The organism is Mycetocola reblochoni REB411 (assembly GCF_900163835.1).
GTDB lineage: Bacteria > Actinomycetota > Actinomycetes > Actinomycetales > Microbacteriaceae > Mycetocola_B > Mycetocola_B reblochoni.
In genome coordinates this window covers 37,978-56,184 of record NZ_FUKR01000007.1, presented here as the reverse complement: position 1 = coordinate 56,184, position 18,207 = coordinate 37,978, and the positions used below count along the sequence as shown (strand labels likewise).

At 71.3% G+C, this 18,207-nt stretch carries 12 protein-coding genes; 6 read left to right on the top strand and 6 right to left on the bottom strand.

The annotated features are described in order from the left end of the window. The 3 genes from FM119_RS01655 to FM119_RS01645 form a co-directional block, all read left to right on the top strand. A partial coding sequence (locus tag FM119_RS01655) for a right-handed parallel beta-helix repeat-containing protein (RefSeq protein WP_143822592.1) occupies positions 1-2,341 on the top strand: 2,341 nt, incomplete at its 5' end. Further along, a complete protein-coding gene (locus FM119_RS01650) occupies positions 2,338-3,606 on the top strand; it encodes a hypothetical protein (protein ID WP_087135957.1) in 1,269 nt (422 codons plus the stop codon). The genes FM119_RS01655 and FM119_RS01650, both read left to right, overlap by 4 nt. After that, a complete protein-coding gene (locus FM119_RS01645) occupies positions 3,603-5,762 on the top strand; it encodes an acyltransferase family protein (RefSeq protein WP_087135956.1) in 2,160 nt (719 codons plus the stop codon). Before FM119_RS01650 ends, FM119_RS01645 begins: the two co-directional genes overlap by 4 nt. 88 nt (positions 5,763-5,850) lie before the next feature. Here the strand turns inward: FM119_RS01645 and FM119_RS01640 are convergent, their stop codons facing one another. Beyond that, a complete protein-coding gene (locus tag FM119_RS01640) occupies positions 5,851-6,804 on the bottom strand; it encodes a glycosyltransferase family 2 protein (protein ID WP_087135955.1) in 954 nt (317 codons plus the stop codon). 160 nt (positions 6,805-6,964) lie between these two features. Here FM119_RS01640 and FM119_RS01635 point away from each other — a divergent pair, with 160 nt between their 5' ends. Next, a complete protein-coding gene (locus FM119_RS01635) occupies positions 6,965-8,545 on the top strand; it encodes a lipopolysaccharide biosynthesis protein (RefSeq protein ID WP_276327850.1) in 1,581 nt (526 codons plus the stop codon). Next, positions 8,542-9,567 carry a glycosyltransferase family 2 protein gene (locus FM119_RS01630; RefSeq protein ID WP_087135953.1) on the top strand — a complete coding sequence of 342 codons (1,026 nt, stop codon included), beginning with the start codon at positions 8,542-8,544 and terminating at the stop codon, positions 9,565-9,567. The genes FM119_RS01635 and FM119_RS01630 overlap by 4 nt, the downstream gene beginning before the upstream one ends. Positions 9,568-9,712: 145 nt before the next feature. On the opposite strand, the gene FM119_RS01625 is transcribed toward FM119_RS01630, so the two are convergent. The 3 genes from FM119_RS01625 to FM119_RS01615 all read right to left on the bottom strand — a co-directional run bounded on the left by FM119_RS01625 (position 9,713) and on the right by FM119_RS01615 (position 13,152). After that, the gene (locus FM119_RS01625) at positions 9,713-11,401 is read right to left on the bottom strand and encodes a YncE family protein (RefSeq protein WP_087135952.1); all 1,689 of its coding nucleotides are present in this window, start codon (positions 11,399-11,401) and stop codon (positions 9,713-9,715) included. Positions 11,402-11,606: 205 nt separating this feature from the next. After that, on the bottom strand, positions 11,607-12,269 hold the full coding sequence (locus FM119_RS01620; protein WP_143822591.1) for a DUF4352 domain-containing protein: 663 nt from the start codon (positions 12,267-12,269) through the stop codon (positions 11,607-11,609). A 115-nt stretch (positions 12,270-12,384) separates the two neighbouring features. Next, a complete protein-coding gene (locus FM119_RS01615; RefSeq protein WP_087135960.1) occupies positions 12,385-13,152 on the bottom strand; it encodes a CDP-alcohol phosphatidyltransferase family protein in 768 nt (255 codons plus the stop codon). A gap of 312 nt (positions 13,153-13,464) precedes the next feature. Here FM119_RS01615 and FM119_RS01610 point away from each other — a divergent pair, with 312 nt between their 5' ends. After that, a complete protein-coding gene (locus FM119_RS01610; protein WP_087135950.1) occupies positions 13,465-13,911 on the top strand; it encodes an FAD synthase family protein in 447 nt (148 codons plus the stop codon). A 113-nt stretch (positions 13,912-14,024) separates the two neighbouring features. Here the strand turns inward: FM119_RS01610 and FM119_RS01605 are convergent, their stop codons facing one another. Then, positions 14,025-16,091, bottom strand: coding sequence for an acyl-CoA dehydrogenase family protein (locus tag FM119_RS01605; protein ID WP_087135949.1), 2,067 nt, complete (start codon positions 16,089-16,091; stop codon positions 14,025-14,027). 206 nt (positions 16,092-16,297) lie between these two features. After that, complete coding sequence (gene recQ, locus FM119_RS01600; RefSeq protein ID WP_087135948.1) at positions 16,298-18,142, bottom strand: DNA helicase RecQ; 1,845 nt, start codon at positions 18,140-18,142, stop codon at positions 16,298-16,300. Between the last annotated feature and the right edge of the window lie 65 nt (positions 18,143-18,207).

Genomic DNA, 18,207 nt, shown 5'->3' with positions numbered 1-18,207 from the left:
CGCGCCGCCGCTGCCCGAGTCGGGCAACGGCGTGTACACGGGCGTCCAGCTCCGCGCCACCGCCGACGGCTACTACCAGAGCACCGTCCGCTTCACACCGGGGGGAACCGTGACCCTGTCGCAGTCGCGGATCAACGGCAGCACGAGCAATCAGAAGAAGCTCAACCGCGACGTCGTCATCGCGCGAGACGTCGCCCCCGGCGACACCGTCACCCTGGAGACCAGCGCCAGCGGCTCGGACTCGGTCGAGCTGCGATCGCGCGCGTGGACCGGCGAGACCGCGCCGAAGGACTGGTCGGTCGCCACCACCGACGACAGCGGCGACCGGCTCGACGAGCCGGGCTCCGTCGGCCTGTGGGCCTACCTCTCCTCCGGCTCTCCCGCCGGGTCGGTGACGCAGGCGCGCTTCGACGACCTCACCGTCCGCAGCAGCGACGAGGCGGCGGCGAACGAGGCCCCGGACGCGGAACCGACCCCGGGAGCGTCGGGCGCCCAGGCGGACGACGAGCAGCAGGACACCGAGCCCGGCGCCGACACTGCAGCAGACACGGACGGCACGACGGGTGGCGGCGAACAGGACGACACCGGCTCGAACGATGCCGATACCGACGCCGGTGAAGCATCCGAGCCGAGCGGCCAGGGCACCGGCGGCGCCGGGGGCGCCTCCGCCGGGGGTGCGGCGGGCGAGAACGCCGGCAGTCTCCCCGTCGGCGAGGCCTACTACAAGGCCCCGGCCGACGCCGTGTGGGTGAAGGCCGGTGCCAGCGGTGGCGACGGCAGCAGCGCACGGCCGTTCGGCCGCATCTCCGACGCGGTCTCGCACGCGTCGGCAGGGGGCACCGTCGTGGTCCGCGCCGGCAGCTACCACGAGAGCGTCGAGATCCCCGCGTCGAAGAAGAAGCTGACCCTCCAGTCGGCGCCCGGAGAGAAGGTCTGGCTCGACGGCAGCACCACGCTCGACAACTGGACGGCGTCCGGGTCCCGCTGGGTCAGCACCGGCTGGGACCACTCCTTCGACAACTCGCCCACCTTCGCCAAGGGTGCCGCGGACAACGACAACGAGCACACCGGATTCCTCGAGAAGGACTACCCGCTCGCCGCCCACCCGGAGCAGGTCTGGATCGGCAGCACGTCGCTGCGTCAGGTCGGCTCGCTCGACGCCGTCACCGAGGGCACCTTCTTCGCCGACGCCGCGGGCAAGCGCCTCGTCATCGGCAGCGACCCGTCCGGCGCGACGGTGCGCGCGAGCGACCGCCAGAAGGCACTGTCCATCAAGGGCGCGGGCAGCACCGTGCGCGGCATCGGCGTGACGCGCTACGCCAACTCGGTGTGGCAGATGGGCGCCGTGACGGTCGAGGCGGACGACATCTCTCTGGAGAACGTGCTCATCAGCGACAACGCCACGATCGGCCTCTACGCCTGGGGCGACAACGCCTCGGTGCGCAGCGTCACGAGCACCCGCAACGGAATGATGGGGATGGGCGCGAACGGCGCGCACGACCTCTCCGTGGTCGAGTCCAGCTTCACCGGCAACAACACCGAGCGATTCACCCGCAAGCCCGTCTCCGGCGGGCTCAAGGTCACCAGGACCACGGGAGTCACGCTCGACGGCAACGACCTGTCCGACAACATCACCAACGGCCTCTGGCTCGACGAGTCCGTGCATCAGGCCACGGTCACCGCGAACCGCGTCGTCGACAACGGCTCGACGGGCGTGATCCTCGAGATCTCGCAGGACATCACCGTCGCGGGCAACGTCATCACCGGCAGCGGCCGGTACGGGCTCTGGGTCGGAAGCACCGGTGACGTCGACATCTGGAACAACTCCATCGGCGGCAACACGCTCGCCGCCGTCCAGTTCACCGACGACGCCCGCACCAACACCCAGGCCAAGGCAGACAAGATCGGACAGAAGGCGAGCGAGGTCCCCTGGGTGCTGCAGGACATCACCGTCAAGAACAACGTCGTCTCCGGAGCGGGCGGCAGCTGCCTGCTCTGCGTCGACGACCTGACGAAGAAGCGCACCGCCTCGCAGATGTCCTTCGCGATCGACTCGAACGTCTACCACCGCTTCGACACGGACGCGCCGTCCTCCAGCGTGCGCTGGGCGCAGGGCTCCAAGAAGCCACAGACCTTCGCGACGATCCAGCAGTTCAGCTCGGCGACGGGCAACGACCGCAAGTCGTTCCTCGCGGAGGGCCCCGCGGTCCTCAGCACGGATGCGACCCTCGCCTCCGCCGGGGCGACCGCAGCCAGCAAGGTCACGCCGAGCAAGCTCGACCCCTCGGTCGCCTCGCTGCTCGACGTGCCCGCGGGAACACAGCACTCGGGAGCCTGGTGACACCACGACCGTTCAGGGCTGACGCGCTCGTCGCAGGGTCAGTTGCCGTCCTCACCGGACTGCAGCTGGCCCTGCCGGTTGGTGTCACCGCCGCCGCGATCGCCTCCATCGCGCTCTGCCCGGTCTGGCTCCCCCTTCTGCGCAACCACCTCGGTGCGCGGACCCTTTTCGTCCTGTGCCTGGGCGCACTCGTCTCCGGACTGGTGCTCACCGGCCTGCGCTCATCCGACCACGGAGTGAGCCCGTTCCTGCTGACCGAGAACTCGGCGCTCGTGGCCAACATCGCCCTCACCGTCGGCGTGCTGCTCTGGTCGCGGCACCTCCTCGGCGCCCCGAGGGTCGCACTGCTCATCGCCGTCGGGATGCTCGCCTCGATCCCGCTCCACGGCGTCGCCGACGGCAACCTCTGGCGCTTCACCCTGTCCATCCCCATCGCCGTGTTCGCGCTCGCCGTCGCCACCCAGGCACGGAACCGCCCGCTCGAGCTGACGGCGCTACTCGCCCTCGCCGCCGTCTCTCTGGTCAACGACGCCCGCTCCGGGACGGCGATCCTCATGATCACGGCCATCGTCGTGCTCTGGCAGCTGGTTCCGCTGCCCCGCCGCGACGGGGGCCGGAGCACCCTGCGCGTCGTGGTCACCATCGGGGTGACCGTCGCCGTGGTGTACAGCACCGCGATGTCCCTGATCGCCGGGGGAGTGTTCGGCGAGCTGACCCGGCTGCGCACCCAGGCGCAGATCGACACCGCCGGATCCGTCCTGCTCGGCGGCCGCCCCGAGCTCGGTGCGAGCCTGGCCCTCTTCGGCGAACGGCCCGCCGGCTTCGGCTCCGGCACACTCGCCACCCCCGTCGACGTCGCCATCGCGAAGGCGGGCATGGCCTCGCTCGGTTACGACCCCGACAACGGCTACGTCGAGAACTACATGTTCGGCGCCGGCTACGAGGTGCACTCCGTGATCGGCGACCTCTGGCTGCGCTACGGCCTCGTCGGGCTGGCACTCGCCGTGGCGCTCGTGGTCATCACCGTTAGCAGCGTGGTCAGGCGCATCCGCTTCAACCTGGCGAGCGCGCTGCTCATCTTCCTCGGCATCCGCATGCTCTGGAACCTGTTCTTCAGCCCGCTGGCCTCCTCCGAGCTGCTCACCATCCTGTTCCTCACCATCGCCCTCCCCCACGTCTCCGAACCGGGCCGCGCTCGCTTCGGCCGGCACCTCGTCCGCCCCGCCAGCCAGCAGCCGACCGACCGCGGCGTGGTCCTCGCGTGAGCCGGCATCAGGGGCCGCCTCCCCCCGGGCGCATCCTCTGGGTCGACACCGGGCGCGGCCTGGCGATCGTCCTCGTCGCCCTGTTCCACTCCACCAACTGGCTGAGCGGCGCCGGCCTGCCCGAGCACGGCTGGACCACGGCGAACGAGGTCGTCGCCACCCTGAGGATGCCGCTGTTCTTCACGCTCTCGGGGCTGTTCGCCGCGAAGTGGCTTCACGCCAGCTGGGGGCAGCTGGTCCGGTCCAAGATCGTGCTGTTCGCCTGGATGTTCGTCCTCTGGGGCGCCATCGGCACGGCGGCCCAACTCCTCGGCCTCGCGGCGAGGGGCGACGCCGTCAACCCGCTCGGCTCGCTGAGGGACTACCTGCTCTCGCCGCTGCAGCCGAGACTCGAGCTCTGGTTCATCTGGGCGCTCGGACTGTTCTTCATCATCGCCAAGCTGACCAGGCGCGTGCCCCCGCCCGTCCTGCTCGCCGCGGCAGCAGTGGTGTCCGCCGCCGCCCTGACCGACTGGGAGGCCCTCACCGGTGACGGCGGGTGGGCGGCCGTCAACGTGGGCTGGGCGGGCATGGCCAAGTACTTCGTCTTCTTCCTCTCCGGCCTGCTGTTCCGGCGCCGCCTCGTCGCCGCGGTGGACGCGGTCACACCACTGCGGGGGGCGGTGGTCCTCGTGGGATGGCTCGGGCTCAGCCTGGTCAGCGTCCTCGGCGGAGCACGCGCGATCCCCGGTGTCGCCCTGCTGACCGCGCTCGCGGGCGTCGCGGCCGGACTGGTCATCGCCCGCGCGCTCAGCGGGGTCCGGCTGCTGCCCTTCCTCGGCGCCCGCACGCTGCCGATCTACGTCACCCACACACCGCTCATCATCGTCTTCGTCGCCGCGCTGACACCGGTGCTCGCCGTCGGGCCACGGCCGGTCCTCGCGATGCTGCTGCCACCGGTGCTCGCGGCCGTCGCGATCACGATCGGCGTCGTCCTCGACACCGCCGTGCGCAACACCCGCCTGCGGGTGCTGTTCGAACCGCCCCGCCGCCGCACACCAGGAGGAACCGTGTCCGACCCCGTCCGCGTCCTGCAGTCGTTCCCCGAGCCGCGTGCGACGACGAACCCGTACATCGTGATGCTCCGCGACGCCCTGGATCGGACCGAGGGCGTCAGCGTCCGCACCTTCACCTGGCGCCGGGCGCTGTTCGGCCGGTACGACGTCTTCCACGTGCACTGGCCCGAGATCCTTCCCCGCGGGACGTCCCCGCTCAAGACGCTCCTGCGGCACGTCACGACGGCCGCGCTCGTGGCACGATGGCGGTTGACCGGGACTCCGGTGGTGCGAACGCAGCACAACATCGCCAGTCACGAGGGAAGCACAGGGGCCACCCGTCGGCTGCTCGACGCCATCGACACCGCGACCCGGCTCACCATCGACCTGAACGGCAGGACCCCCGCGCTCGGCGACCGGCCGCAGCGCACGATCCTGCACGGGCACTACCGCGACTGGTACCGCGCCTCCCCGCACCCGCGCGCGGTGCCCGGACGACTGGGCTGCATCGGGATGATCAGACCGTACAAGGGCATCGACACCCTCGTCGCCGCGGTGGTCGACGCCGCCGAGCCGTCGATCAGCCTCGTCGTCGCCGGAAAGCCGCTGAACGAGACGGTGATGGCCGGACTGCGGCGGGCCGCGGGCGACGACCCGCGGGTGCTGCTGTCGCCCGGGTTCCTCAGCGACGACGAATTCGCCGCGCGGATCGGCGAGTCCGAGCTGATCGTGCTGCCCTACCCGGCGATGCTCAACTCGGGCGGCGCGCTCGCGGCGCTCTCCCTCGACCGCCCCGTGCTCGTGCCGGACAACCCCGTGACGCGGGCGCTCGCCGAGGAGGTCGGGCGCGACTGGGTGTCCCTGTTCCGGGGCCCGCTGACCGCGGCCGCCGTCACCACGGCGCTCGCGCAGGTACGCCGCACCCACGGCGGCAGGCCGAGCCTCGACGCCAGGGAGTGGGGCCGCGCAGGGCAGGAGCACCGCGAGGCGTACCGCGAGGCGCTCCGGCTGCGAGGGGACTCCTCGCACCGTTCGGGCCGGCGGGCGCGATCCCGGCGCAGTGCCGCCACGGCGCCCCCGGCCGTCCCCTCCGGCGGCAGCGCCCACGACACCGCGCGGTAACAGCAGCGATCCCGGTCGCGGGCACGGCGACGGCGGGAGCCGCGGGCGCGACCTCAGCCGCGGACACCGCGGCGAGCGCCGCCTCCGATCAGTTCGCGGCCGGCCGCCGGTACTGCTGGTAGCGGATCCCGAGCGCGCCGACAACCATGCCCGCGCCGCGCGCCATCGTCCGCACGCCGCGCGCCCGACGGCCAAGCGAGCCGACCAGCAGACCGGTCACCGCTCGGAACGCGCCACCGGCGATCCGCACCAAGCCCCGTCCGGCGTCCCTGACCCTGACGACCAGCTTCGTCACCGTCCCACGCGTGACGAGGGGGGAGGTGAACGCCCAGTAGTTGCCGCTCGAGTACGCGCGCCGGATCACCCACCCCCTGGTCACCCGCGCGGCGGGGACGACATCGGTGACGACCGCCTCCGCACACCACCGGAGCTGTCCCCCTGCACCGACCAGCGACCGGGTGAACAGCGTGTCGGAGCCGCCGACGAGCCCGAACGCATTGTCGAAGCGGAGTCCCGTGCGACGCAGGGTCGGCAGGTCGAGAAGCAGGTTGTTCGTCGCGGCCAGTCCGAGGAGGGTCCCTGAGACGGGGCGACGGCGCTCGAAGAACCGGCCGGCCCTCACCCAGGCGTCCGGCTCCGCCTCGAAGGTCGACTCGACCGGCCCCGCGACACCCGCCCCGCGGTAGCGCTCGTGCGCGGCGAGCAGCGCGGCCAGCCAGCCCTCCTGCGGCCGCTCGTCGTCGTCGATGAAGATCAGGACGTCGGCGTCCTCCGCCAGCGCCGTGTCGAGTGCGCGGTTGCGCGCCGCGGCGATCCCCGGCGTCGGCTCGTGCCGGTAGCCGATGTCCTCGCCCCCGACCAGTCGCCGCCTCACCGCGTCGACGGTCTCCTCCGCCCCGCCGTCCGGGTCGTTGTCGATCACGAGGACCCGCGCCCCCCAGCCCTCGGGGACGGTCCCCAGCTGCGCGACGAGCGCGGGCAGGATCGCGGAGATCTCCCGCGGCCTGCGATAGGTGAGCACGGCGACGACGGCATCCTTCATAGTTCTGCTTCCCCTCACGACGGTCGGAGCGCGGTCCCCCCGCCCCCTGGCACCCGCAACGATGAGGCGGGCGCGACGACGGGCCGCACCATGCGGCCCGCGTCCGCTAATCTTATCTGAGCCTTCATCACTTTTTCTCCCCGTCGAATCGAGCGTCATCGTGCCATCCGAACCGTCAGCGGGCCGCCGCACGGAACCGCTGGGGCGCACCGCCGCCCGGGGGGCGGCGGTCACGATGACGGGGCAGCTCGCCCGGATCGTCCTGCAGTTCGGCTCCGTCGTCGTCCTCGCCCGGCTGATCGCCCCGGCCGAGTTCGGCCTGTTCACGATGGTGATGGCCGTCGTCGGCGTCTCGGAGATCGTCAGGGACTTCGGCCTCTCGAACGCGGCGATCCAGGCGCGCGAGCTGAGCACGGCGCAGCGCGACCAGCTCTTCTGGGTCAACACCGCGCTCGGAACGGCGCTCGCGGCGCTCGCGGTCGCGTCAGCCCCCCTCGTCGCGCTCGTCTTCGGCCGCCCGGAGCTGGCACCGCTCGTGGTGGGCGTCGCCGCAACCTTCGCCCTGAACGGCGCGCAGACGCAGCACAGGGCCAACCTCAACCGCGAGCTGCGCTTCACCGCGCTCACCGTGATCGACGTCGCGGCACCGCTCGTCGGGATCGTCGTCGCGATCGTCGTCGCCCTGGCCGGCGGGGGCGCCTGGGCGCTCGTCGCGCAGACGGTCGCCGTCGCGGCGGCGGGACTGGTCCTGGTCGTCCCCGTCGGTGGGTGGCTTCCCGGGCGGCCGCGGCGCGGGGTCCCCCTCGGGGGGTTCTACCGCTTCGGCTGGAACCTCGTCGCCACGCAGCTGATCAACTACGTCGCCAAGAACGCCGACAACATCGTCATCGGCATCCGTCTCGGGCCGGCACAGCTGGGCCTGTACTCGCGCGCGTTCCAACTGCTGATGAACCCGTTGCAGCAGGTGCGTGCGCCGTTCTCGCGGGTGGCCATCCCCGTGCTCTCCCGGCTGCAGGACGACCGCGCGCGCTTCGACGACTATCTCGTCCGCGCGCAGATCGTGATGGGGTACACGATCGTCCCCGCGCTGGCTTTCGTCGGAGGGGCATCGGTGCCGCTCGTGACCGTCCTCCTCGGCGCTGCCTGGCTGGAATCGGCGCCTGTCCTCACGTTCTTCGCGATCGCGGGGGCGTTCTCCACCCTGGCGTACGTCGCCTACTGGGCCTTCGTCACACAGGGCCTGACCGGGCCGCTGCTGCGCTTCACCCTGGTGACCGCCGCGCTGAAGATCGTCTGCGTGCTCGCCGGCCTGCCGTGGGGAATCGTCGGGGTCGCGGCGGGCTACGCGGTCGAGCCGCTGCTGTCCTGGCCGCTGGCCATCTGGTGGCTGTCGCGCTCCGCGCCGACCCCTGTGGCGCGGTTGACCGCGGGAGCAGGGCGCCTCGGTGCGATCGCCGTGGCGGCGGGCGCGGCCGCGTGGGGGGCGACGATCGCCCTCGCCGACGCGAGCGCCTGGCTTCAGATCCCCGCCGCCGCGCTGTCCACCGCGGTGGTCTACCTCGTCGCAGCCATCGTCCCGGTCGTCCGTCGCGACCTGAGCGAACTCGTGACGGTCGTCCGGCTCGTCTTCCTCAGCGGGAGGGGTCGGGGTCGGGGGATGGCGACCGAGCGGACGAGCCTGGGCAGAGAACCGGGCCACGACCAAGAACCGGGCCACGACCAAGAACACGGAGCACGATGACGAACGACGCCACCTCTCGCAGCGACCCAGCCGGTCCGGGTCGTTCACGACCCGAGGTGACGAGCGCCGCGGCGGAGTGGGCCCCCACGGCCACGCGGGCTCCCCTGACGGATCGCCAGCCCGCCGCGGGGGCGGTCGTGGTCGTCAACTACGGGTCCTCCGCTCTACTGAAGTCCATGCTCGCCCCGCTCGGCGAGGGCTTCGACGGCCTGGTGGTCGTGGTCGACAACGACAGCGGATCGGCCGAGCGCTCCGCGGTGACGGCACTGGGTCACCGACACGGCTGGGAGGTCGTCGCGCTGCCGGACAACCGCGGCTTCGGGGCTGGCGTCAACAGGGGCGTCGCCCGAGCCCGCGAACTCGGGGCATGCGAGTTCCTCATCCTCAATCCCGATGCCCGGCTCGATCCCGACGATTGCGCACGGCTGCTGGGACGCGTGCGCGAGGCCGACTCCCTGCTCCTGTCACCGCGGATCGTGAGGGACGACGGCCGCGTCTGGTTCGACGGCTCCGTCCTGGATCTGGCCGACGGCCGGGTGGGCTCGCGTCACCGCACGACCCCGGGCGCGGTCGTGGCACCGTGGCTGAGTGGCGCCTGCCTCGCGGTGGACGACGCCCTGTGGGGCAGGCTCGGCGGCTTCGACGAGGACTACTTCCTGTACTGGGAGGACGTCGACCTGAGTTGGCGTGCGCGTGGACTCGGCGCGGAGCTCCGGGTCGCGGAGGACATCACGGCGGTGCATCTGGTGGGGGCGACCCAGCAGGCATCGGGCAAGTCGGCACTGTACTACCGCTGCAACGCGCGTAATCGCTCGCTGTTCGCCCTGAAGAACCTCTCGGCCACGCAGCGTGCCGACTGGGCGGCGCATACCGGCCAGGTGGTGCGCGAGATCATGCTGCGCGGTGGACGCCGTCAGTTCGTGCGCGACCCCCGCCGCCTGCTCACGTGGATGCGGGCCTGGCGTGATGCCCGCGCCGTCGACCGGGCGGCGTCTGCCGGGCAGGTGCCGCCACTGCCGTGATGCCACAGCCGTGATGCCGCAGCCGTGATGCCACTGCCGTGATGCCGCAGCCGTGATGCCGCCCGGTCGGCGGCGACCGGGCGGCATCCGTGTGACCATCCGCATCGAGTCTCGGACGGCGCCGGCCGTGACTCGATGCGGCGGGCTACCAGACCATGACGGTGACCGTATCGCCCCAGACGACGTTGCCGTCGGGGTCGGTGACGCGCAGCCGGTAGCGGTGCTCCCCCGCGCTCACCCCCGTGTCGGTGACCTTCATGCCCGGCCGGTCCCAGAACGTCGACGACATCTCGGTCGTGAAGACGGGGGCATTCCGATTGCCGTCCCTGATCACGTCGTAGCGCAGTCGCTCGCTGTCCAGGTCGTAGTTGGCGGTCCAGTCGAGCCGGACCCTGCCGAAGCCCTCAGCTCTGGCCGTGGGGACGAACCGGCCCTTGGACACCGCTGGAGCGGTGGTGCTGCCCTCCGTGCCGGCGGAGGTGAAACGCGCAAGCCCCTGCTGCGGGACGCCGCTCACCGTGGGGAACTCACCCGCGTACACGACGTAGCCGGACCCCGTGGCGACCGACCACGGTCCCTGCTTGAGCGAGGTCACCGACCCGGGTGCGAAGTCCGGATACCAGACGAGCTGCGTCGGCGAGGGCTGCCCCGCGACGTTGAGGTATCCGTAGGGGTCGGCCGTTGCCACGCCCGTCGCCTGCTCAGAGAGTGCGATCCCCCTGCGATAGTTGATCGGCGAGGACTTCGGCATTCCGCCGATGTTGCCGCAGTAGTAGCTGTGACCCGCGACGTACACGGCCCCGTCGAGTGCGGCGATGCCGTAGGCGTCGCCGTGGCAGTCGGCGATCCACTCGGTCCGCCCTGAGGCCCAGTCGAGTCGGAACGTCCCCTCGAGCGCCGAACGGACTCCGTAGGACGAGGCGGTTCCGTAGAGGGATCCGCCGTCGCTGGACAGGTTGCTCACGAGTGCGTTCCGTCCCCGGTTGGTGACGACGCGGTTGATCGGCCAGGACCGGAGTTCGGTGCTGTCGGCGGAGGAGACCCCGGCGAAGCCTGCGGTGTTGGCCCTGCGGTTGATCGAGTAGAAGTTGCCCGCGAGTGCGACCGTCGCACCGTCGGGCGACACCGCGACGGACGAGGCGATGCCGTTCACCGGAACGGGGGCCCAGGGCAGAAGCTCGCCGCTGCTGCGGTCCATCACGGCGACCCCCGACCGTGCCTGCCTGTTCATGGAGGTGAAGCGCCCGACCAGGTACACCCGGTCGGCGGTGACGGCGATGTCGTCGACACGCGAGTTGATGGTCGGCTGGACCGAGGTGACCGGCTTCATCGTCGCCGTGTTGTAGACGGCGAAGCGGTAGCGGTTGGCCCCGTCGATGCTGGTGAAGTTGCCTCCGACGTAGAGTCGGTCGCCCTCGGGCGACACCTCGAGGGTGCGGACGGCACCGTTGACCTGTGGCGCGAAGCCATCGATGAGCTCCCCCGTGGAGAGCCGGTAGGCCAGAAGGTTGGATCGGGGCGACTCGTTCGTGCCCTGCTCGGCACCAGCCGGTCGCGCCGAGCTGAACTCGCCGCCGACGAAGACGATGTCGCCGACGACGGCCTGGGTCCAGGCGACCCCGTCGATCTGCGTCGTCGGCAGCGACTGCGCACCGACTGTCGCGGGCGTCCCCTCGGATGGGGGCGCGGTGTCGGCGACCGCGGGCGATCCGGGGATGCCGGACAGGACGAGGAGGAGACCGGCGACAGCGAGGGGCTGCCAGACACGGCGACCACCCTGCCCGCTCGGGCGGGCGGCCGACGCGTCCCCCCGCGGCCCTACCGGTCCGGTCACCGCCCGAGGTCGTCGGGGACGGGCGCCGCTGGCGCGTCCGGAGGGGCGGTCGGGTTCTGTGGGGGTCGCGCGGGCGACGTGTGGCACTGCCATCGGTGACTTCCTGAGTGGGTTCGGTCTCGGGGGCTGCGGGGTCGGCCACGACGGCCGGCTCGAGGGTCATGCTCGTCCGCGTGCCGTGATCCCTCCGGCCCGCGGGCACCGCTCAGCTCATCGGGACGATGACGAGGGGGGACGAGGGGTCGGTGTCGACACTGATCACGACCGGGGCGGGGCTGTCGTCCGGGACGCTGAAGACGTACCGGCCGGTGACGGTCTTTCCCGCACCGACCTCGGCCGGCAGCGCCTGCGCGCCCGAGCCGGTCAGCTCACCTGCGGGAACACGCTCCGTTCCAAGGAAGGCGTTCACGGCGAAGCCCGCCAGCGACTGGGCCTGGGGACCGGAGTTGACCACCTCGACGGTCGCACGCACCGCGGGACCGCCGATCTCGCCGATGCCCTGCGCCTCGCCCTCGATCCTGTCGATCGAGGTGACCGCCACGGTGAGCCCGTCGCCGAGGTCGGTCGTCGCGCCGACCTCGACGGAGGGACGCTCGGGGAACGGGTTGTCCGGCCCTCTGCTCGGTTCCGCATCGCGCGCAGACTCCGCTGCGGCGGCATCATCGCCACCGGCCCGCCCACTCTCCGGGACGGCCGTGCCCGACGGCGAGGGCTCCGCATCGGGCTCGTCGCTCGCGCTGCTCGACGGCGTCGCCGACGACGTGGCGAGCGCCTGCGCCTCGGCATCACCGGAACCCTCCGACCGGACGGCGCCCACGGCGACGGCTGTCGCACCGATGACCACCAGGGCGACAGCCCCTCCGGTCAAGAAGCGGGCCCGCCTCGACCGCCCCGGTCGCTGGACCGGAACCGCCCCGGCTGCCTGGTCTGCGTGGTCTGCGTGGTCTGCGTGGTCTGCGTGGTCTGCGTGGTCTGCGTGGTCATCATGCATGGTTCGACTCCGATCGTTTGGCGTCCACGGCGCCCATCATCCGGAACCAACGCACGAGTGCCAGAACCAGGAACAGGGCGTTGACGACGAAGAACAGGATGTAGACGGGCAGGAACAACACGGGGGCTCCCAGCACAATGAACACCGCGCAGAACACCCCGTAGTCGGTGGGGAGAAGCACGAGCGAGCGAAGCGTGGAGGCCCCGGAGGCCGACACCGCCTCAGCCACCCCCGCGGAGCGCTTGAGCTGGTCGTTGAGGATCATCGCAAAGAAGGTCGTGGACGCGACGACGCTGTACACAAGCGGCACAAGCAGCACAGCCGCATCGTCGACGGGCCCGCGCCAGAGGTACACGAGGACCGCCAGGTGGATGGCCGGGATCTTCGTGGCGTCGATGACGTGGTCGAGCCACTCCCCGGACAGCGAGCCACCGCCACGGAGACGGGCGACCTGCCCATCGGCCGAGTCGAGGGCGTACCCGATGGCGAGGAGCACCCACACCACCGGCCCCACCCACGGCTGCAGTGGCCCGGCCGCGATGAGCCCGATGCCGGCAGCCGTGAACAGCGCGCTCAGCGCCGTCACCGCGTTCGGCGCCCATCCGAAGCGGTGCAGGATGGCGGCGAAGACACGGCCGAGCGGCCGGTTCACGAACACGGAGTACGCGGGCGCGCCCGCGGCGACGCCTTTGCGCGCGGAGCCCAGCGCCCGGTAGGAGGCTGCGATGCTGCGTCGTGTCGACGGGTCAGTGCCGGTCATGTCCATCCTCATCCGATCGTTGGCGCCGCGAGACGTCCGCCCGTGACTCGCACCGCGGCGACTCGCCGGTCCGGAACCACCCCGCGGCGACTCGTGCTGCGGCGACTCGCACCACCGCGACTCACACCACCGCGGCTCGTTCCGAGTCGTCCGTCGTGACGTCGATCATCCCGTGATGCCACGGCCAGGGAAGCACCCGAGCCGCCCGGCGCGATCCACCCGACGCTCCCCCGCACAGACCCGACCACCGACGGATTCCATCGTGAGCATTACTCGCATATGCTTTATGAGCATAGCTCACAAAGGGGGACCATGGCTATACGAATCGGCTACGCGGCGGGGGCATTCGACCTGTTCCACATCGGCCACCTCAACATCCTGCGGCACGCCAAAGAGCGCTGTGACTACCTCATCGCCGGCGTCGTCTCCGACGAGATGCTCCAGCAGAACAAGGGCATCACCCCGGTCATCCCCCTCGCGGAACGACTCGAGATCGTGCAGAGCGTCCGGTACGTCGACCAGGCCGTCGCCGAGGTCCTGCCCGACAAGCTCGACACCTGGAGACAGCTCCGCTTCACCCACTTCTTCAAGGGCGACGACTGGAGGGGAACCGAGCGGGGAACCCGGCTGGAACACGAGTTCGCCGAGGTGGGGGTCTCCGTCGAGTACTTCCCCTACACCGTGGCGACCTCGTCAACGGCGCTGCGCCGCACGCTCGACCAGATCGACCAGATCGCGTCCCTGTCCTCGCACCGCTAGCCCGACCGGCCCGGTGCCGACGACGCGGCGGCACCGCTCCGGCGACACCGCTCCGTCGATACCGGGCCGTCGACACCGGACGACCGAACCGCCTGCCGGCGACAGGACGGGACTCAGCCGTTCGCGGCAGCCACGCCCCGCGCACGCGCCTCGGCGGCGACCTTCTTCTCGGGAACGGGCGCGAGGCCGGACTCCCTCAGGCGACGCTGATACTCCGCAGCCTCCTCCTGGCGTTCCGCCTCGGCGCCCGACGCGATCGGCGCCCTGACGTGCTCGGGGCCGTAGCCGAACGCCTCGACCAGGTCGAGCAGGTGCGGCCGCAACCGGCCGATCAGCCGATCGACGTAGGCCGTGACGGCATGCGCCCGCTGCGGTGCCAGCCGCCCGTTCGCCAGGTACCAGGCGAGGTGCTTCTCCACGAGACCGAGGCCGAAGAGGTCGCGCACCCAGGTGAGCACCCTGCGCGTGTCCGGGTCGACGATCGTGGCCAGTCCCGCGGTGAAGGACTCCCACTGCAGCAGCTCCGCGTGCGCCCTCGCCGCCTCGATCAGCTCGTTCTGGTTCCGGTTGAACGCCGCCGCGGCCTCCTCCGGCCCCTGCTTGCTCGCCGGACGCAGCTGTCCGGCGACCTCGGCGACCATCGCCTCGACCCTGTCCGTGAGCAGCTGACGCTGCGACTCCTCGTCACGCAGCCGCCCGACCGAGCGCGCCGTCGACCCGAAGTCGACGACCGTCTGCGCCAGCGATCGGAGGCCGCTGCTCGTGACCGCCCTGTCCGCGAACTGCTCAGCAGCGAAGCGGGCGAGCGTCCCCGCGTCGGCTCCGGAGAACTGCCGCGCGAAATCGCCGAGGAGCCGCTTGCCGACCAGCTGGAGGAGGACGTTGTTGTCCCCCTCGAAGGTCACGTAGACGTCCAGGTCCGCACGGAGCGAGGTGAGCCGGTTCTCCGTGAGGAAGCCCGCGCCGCCGCAGGCCTCGCGGGCCTCCTGCAGGGTGTCGAGCGCCTGCCAGGTGGAGAGCGGCTTGAAGGCCGCCGCGAGCGTCTCCAGGTTCTGCCTGCCGTCCTCCGTGTCGCCCTCGCCGCTGAAGACGCTGTCGAACGCGGTGAGCAGCCGGTCGTGGGCGAAGAACTGCGCGTACGCCGTCGCCAGTCGGGGAACGAGCCGACGCTGGTGCCTGCCGTAGTCGAGGATCACCTCCTCGCGGTCGGGTGAGGCCGTCGTGAACTGCCTGCGCTGCGAGCCGTAGGTGATGGCGATCTGCAGCGCCAGTGCGGAGGCCGCGGTCGCCGCCCCGTCCAGCGAGACACGGCCCTGAACCAGGGTGCCGAGCATCGTGAAGAACCGGCGTCCCGGGCTCGCGATCGGCGAGCTGTAGACACCATCCGCGTCGACATCGCCGTAGCGGTTGAGCAGGTTCCGGCGCGGAACGCGCACCGAGTCGAAGTGCAGGCGGCCGTTGTCGATGCCGTTCAGCCCTCCCTTCAAGCCGTCGTCCTCGCCGCCGATGCCCGGCAGGAATGCACCGTCGGCGCCGCGGATGGGCACATAGAAGCAGTGCACACCGTGGTTGACGCCCCGCGTGATCAGCTGGGCGAACACGGTGGCCGCCGTTCCGTGCACCGCGGCGTTGCCGAGGTAGTCCTTCCACGCCGCACGGAACGGCGTGTGGATGACGAACTCGTTCGTGTCGGGATCGAAGGTCGCCGTCGTGGCGATCGAGGACACGTCCGAGCCGTGGCCCGTCTCCGTCATCGCGAAGGCGCCGGGGACGGCGAGCGACATCGCGTCCGGCAGGAAGGTGTCGTGGTGGTACTCGGTCCCCAGGTGCAGGATGGCGGCACCGAACAGCCCCCACTGCACCCCGGACTTGATCTGGACGGAGGGGTCGGCGAGCACGAGCTCCTCGAACGCGGCGATGTTGCCGCCGTGGTCGTCCTGCCCGCCGAGACGCGTCGGGAACGCCCGGTGGACCTGGCCGTCCTCGACCAGCAGGTGCAGTTGGGAGAGCACCCGCTCCCTGTGCTCGTCCATTCCGAGCCCCTCGATGCGCTGCATCGCCTCGGTGCCGGCGAGCCTGCGCGAGGACAGCCGCTGCTCCGGCCAGCTCCCCAGGAGCAGACGGCCCAGCTCCTCCGTGTCGATCCGTGGCTCGTCGCCCGTCGCGTGCTCCGTTGTCACCGCAACCGCCTCCCAGTGGCTTCCTCGGGGCCCGCCTGGACCCCTGTGTCCGTCGTCGGCGGTCCTCGCCGACGTGGTGCCACGCTAAACGCCGCTGCGGCGGGCCCCCCGAACCTCGTTCGTGATCGCCAAAGGGGCGCGGGCACCGCTCGTCCGACGCGTCACGGTTGGCACAAGCGCCCGGACCCGACACGGCTCGGCGGGGCTCATCCGCGCTCGGGGGCGTTCCGCTCTGATGCCGCTCCCGCCACGACGGCGAGGAGCTCCTGGCCGTAGCGTTCGCGCTTGCTCGCGCCGATCCCGCTGACACCGTCGAGGGCGTCGAGGGTCGCGGGCCGACGGGACGAGAGCTCGCGCAGAGTCGCATCGGTGAAGACCATGTACGCGGGGATGCCCTGCTCCTTGGCCTGGCCGGCTCGCCACTGGCGCAGCGACTCGAAGAGCGGGCGGTCGTGCTCGGCCAGATCAGCGACCGCTGCGGCGGCCTTGCGCGCGCGGGGGGCCGCCTCCATCGTGTCCTTGCGGAGCAGGACGACACGGTCTCCGGAGAGCACCTCCGCACTCAGGGGGGACAGGCCGAGGACCCCGTACTCCCCCCTGCTGGCGATGAGTCCTGCGGCGAGGAGCTGCCTCACGACGCCACGCCATTGGACGGCCGTGAGGTCAGCGCCGATGCCGTACGTCGCCAGCTCGTCGTGCCGCTGCGACCGGATGCGCTCGGTCTCGGCGCCGCGCAGGATGTCGATCAGATGCCCCGCGCCGAAGGCCTGCCCCCGCTCCCTGTCGAGGCGCACGACAGTGGAGAGCAGCTTCTGCGCGGCGACCGTGCCGTCCCAGGTCTCGGGCGGGTTCAGGCACACATCGCAGTTGCCGCACGGGCCGGACTCCTGGCCGAAGTAGCGCAGGATCTGCTGACGACGACAGGTCACCGACTCACAGAGGGCCAGCATCGCGTCCAGGTGCATCGACTGGGCGCGGCGATGCGCCTCGCTGCCCTCGGACTGCTCGATCATCCTGCGCTGCTGGACGACGTCGTTGAGCCCGTACGCCAACCACGCGAGCGCCGGCTGCCCGTCGCGGCCCGCCCGGCCGGTCTCCTGGTAGTAGCTCTCGACCGACTTGGGCAGATCGATGTGGGCCACGAACCGCACGTCGGGCTTGTCGATCCCCATCCCGAAGGCGATGGTCGCGACGACGACGATGCCCTCCTCCCGCAGGAACCGCGACTGGGTGTTCTCGCGCACGGCGGCGTCGAGGCCGGCGTGATAGGGCAAGGCCGTGATGCCGTTGGCGTTGAGGTACTCCGCCGTCTGCTCGACCCGCTTGCGACTGAGCGCGTAGACGATTCCCGCCACCGGCTCCCCCGTCGGGGATCGCTGCGCCTCGATCAGCTCCTTCAGCTGCGAGCGCACCTCGTTCTTCGGCGCGATGCGGTACTGGATGTTCGGCCGATCGAAGTCGGCGACGAAATGCTCGGCGCCCTGGAGCCCGAGTCGCTCGGTGATGTCTGCGTGCGTCGCCCTGGTCGCCGTGGCCGTGAGCGCGACGCGGGGGACGTCAGGCCAGATGCGGCCGAGCTCGCCGAGGGCGAGGTAATCCGGCCGGAAGTCGTGCCCCCACTGGGACACGCAGTGCGCCTCGTCGATCGCGATGAGGGACACCGGTGCCGAGCTCAGCAGCGACCGGGTCGAGTCGAGCGCGAGCCGCTCGGGGGCGACGTAGAGCAGGTCGACCAGGCCGGCCCGATAGTCCGACGCGACACGATCGCGCTCCTCCGACGACTGCGTGGAGTTGAGGTACTCGGCCCGCACGCCCGCGAGCCGGAGCGCCTGGACCTGGTCGTGCATGAGCGCGATCAGCGGAGACACGACGATGCCCGTTCCCGGCCTGACCAGGGCCGGGATCTGGTAGCACAGGCTCTTGCCCCCTCCGGTCGGCATGAGGACGACCGCGTCCCCGCCCGCGATGAGCCGATCGACGATCTGCTCCTGCTGGCCGCGGAAGCTGGGGTAGCCGAACACCGTCTCGAGGACGTCCTGGGCTGCGGTCATCACCCCACCGTACTGCCAGCCACGGACGCGCCGCGAGCGGGCCCCCAGCCGTGGGCAGACGCACG

Coding starts and splice junctions, on each gene's coding strand:
- FM119_RS01610 (WP_087135950.1), top strand. CDS start 13,465: ATGGCTATACGAATCGGCTACGCGGCGGGGGCATTCGACCTGTTCCAC.
- FM119_RS01630 (WP_087135953.1), top strand. CDS start 8,542: ATGACGAACGACGCCACCTCTCGCAGCGACCCAGCCGGTCCGGGTCGT.
- recQ (WP_087135948.1), bottom strand. CDS start 18,142: ATGACCGCAGCCCAGGACGTCCTCGAGACGGTGTTCGGCTACCCCAGC.
- FM119_RS01640 (WP_087135955.1), bottom strand. CDS start 6,804: ATGAAGGATGCCGTCGTCGCCGTGCTCACCTATCGCAGGCCGCGGGAG.
- FM119_RS01615 (WP_087135960.1), bottom strand. CDS start 13,152: ATGACCGGCACTGACCCGTCGACACGACGCAGCATCGCAGCCTCCTAC.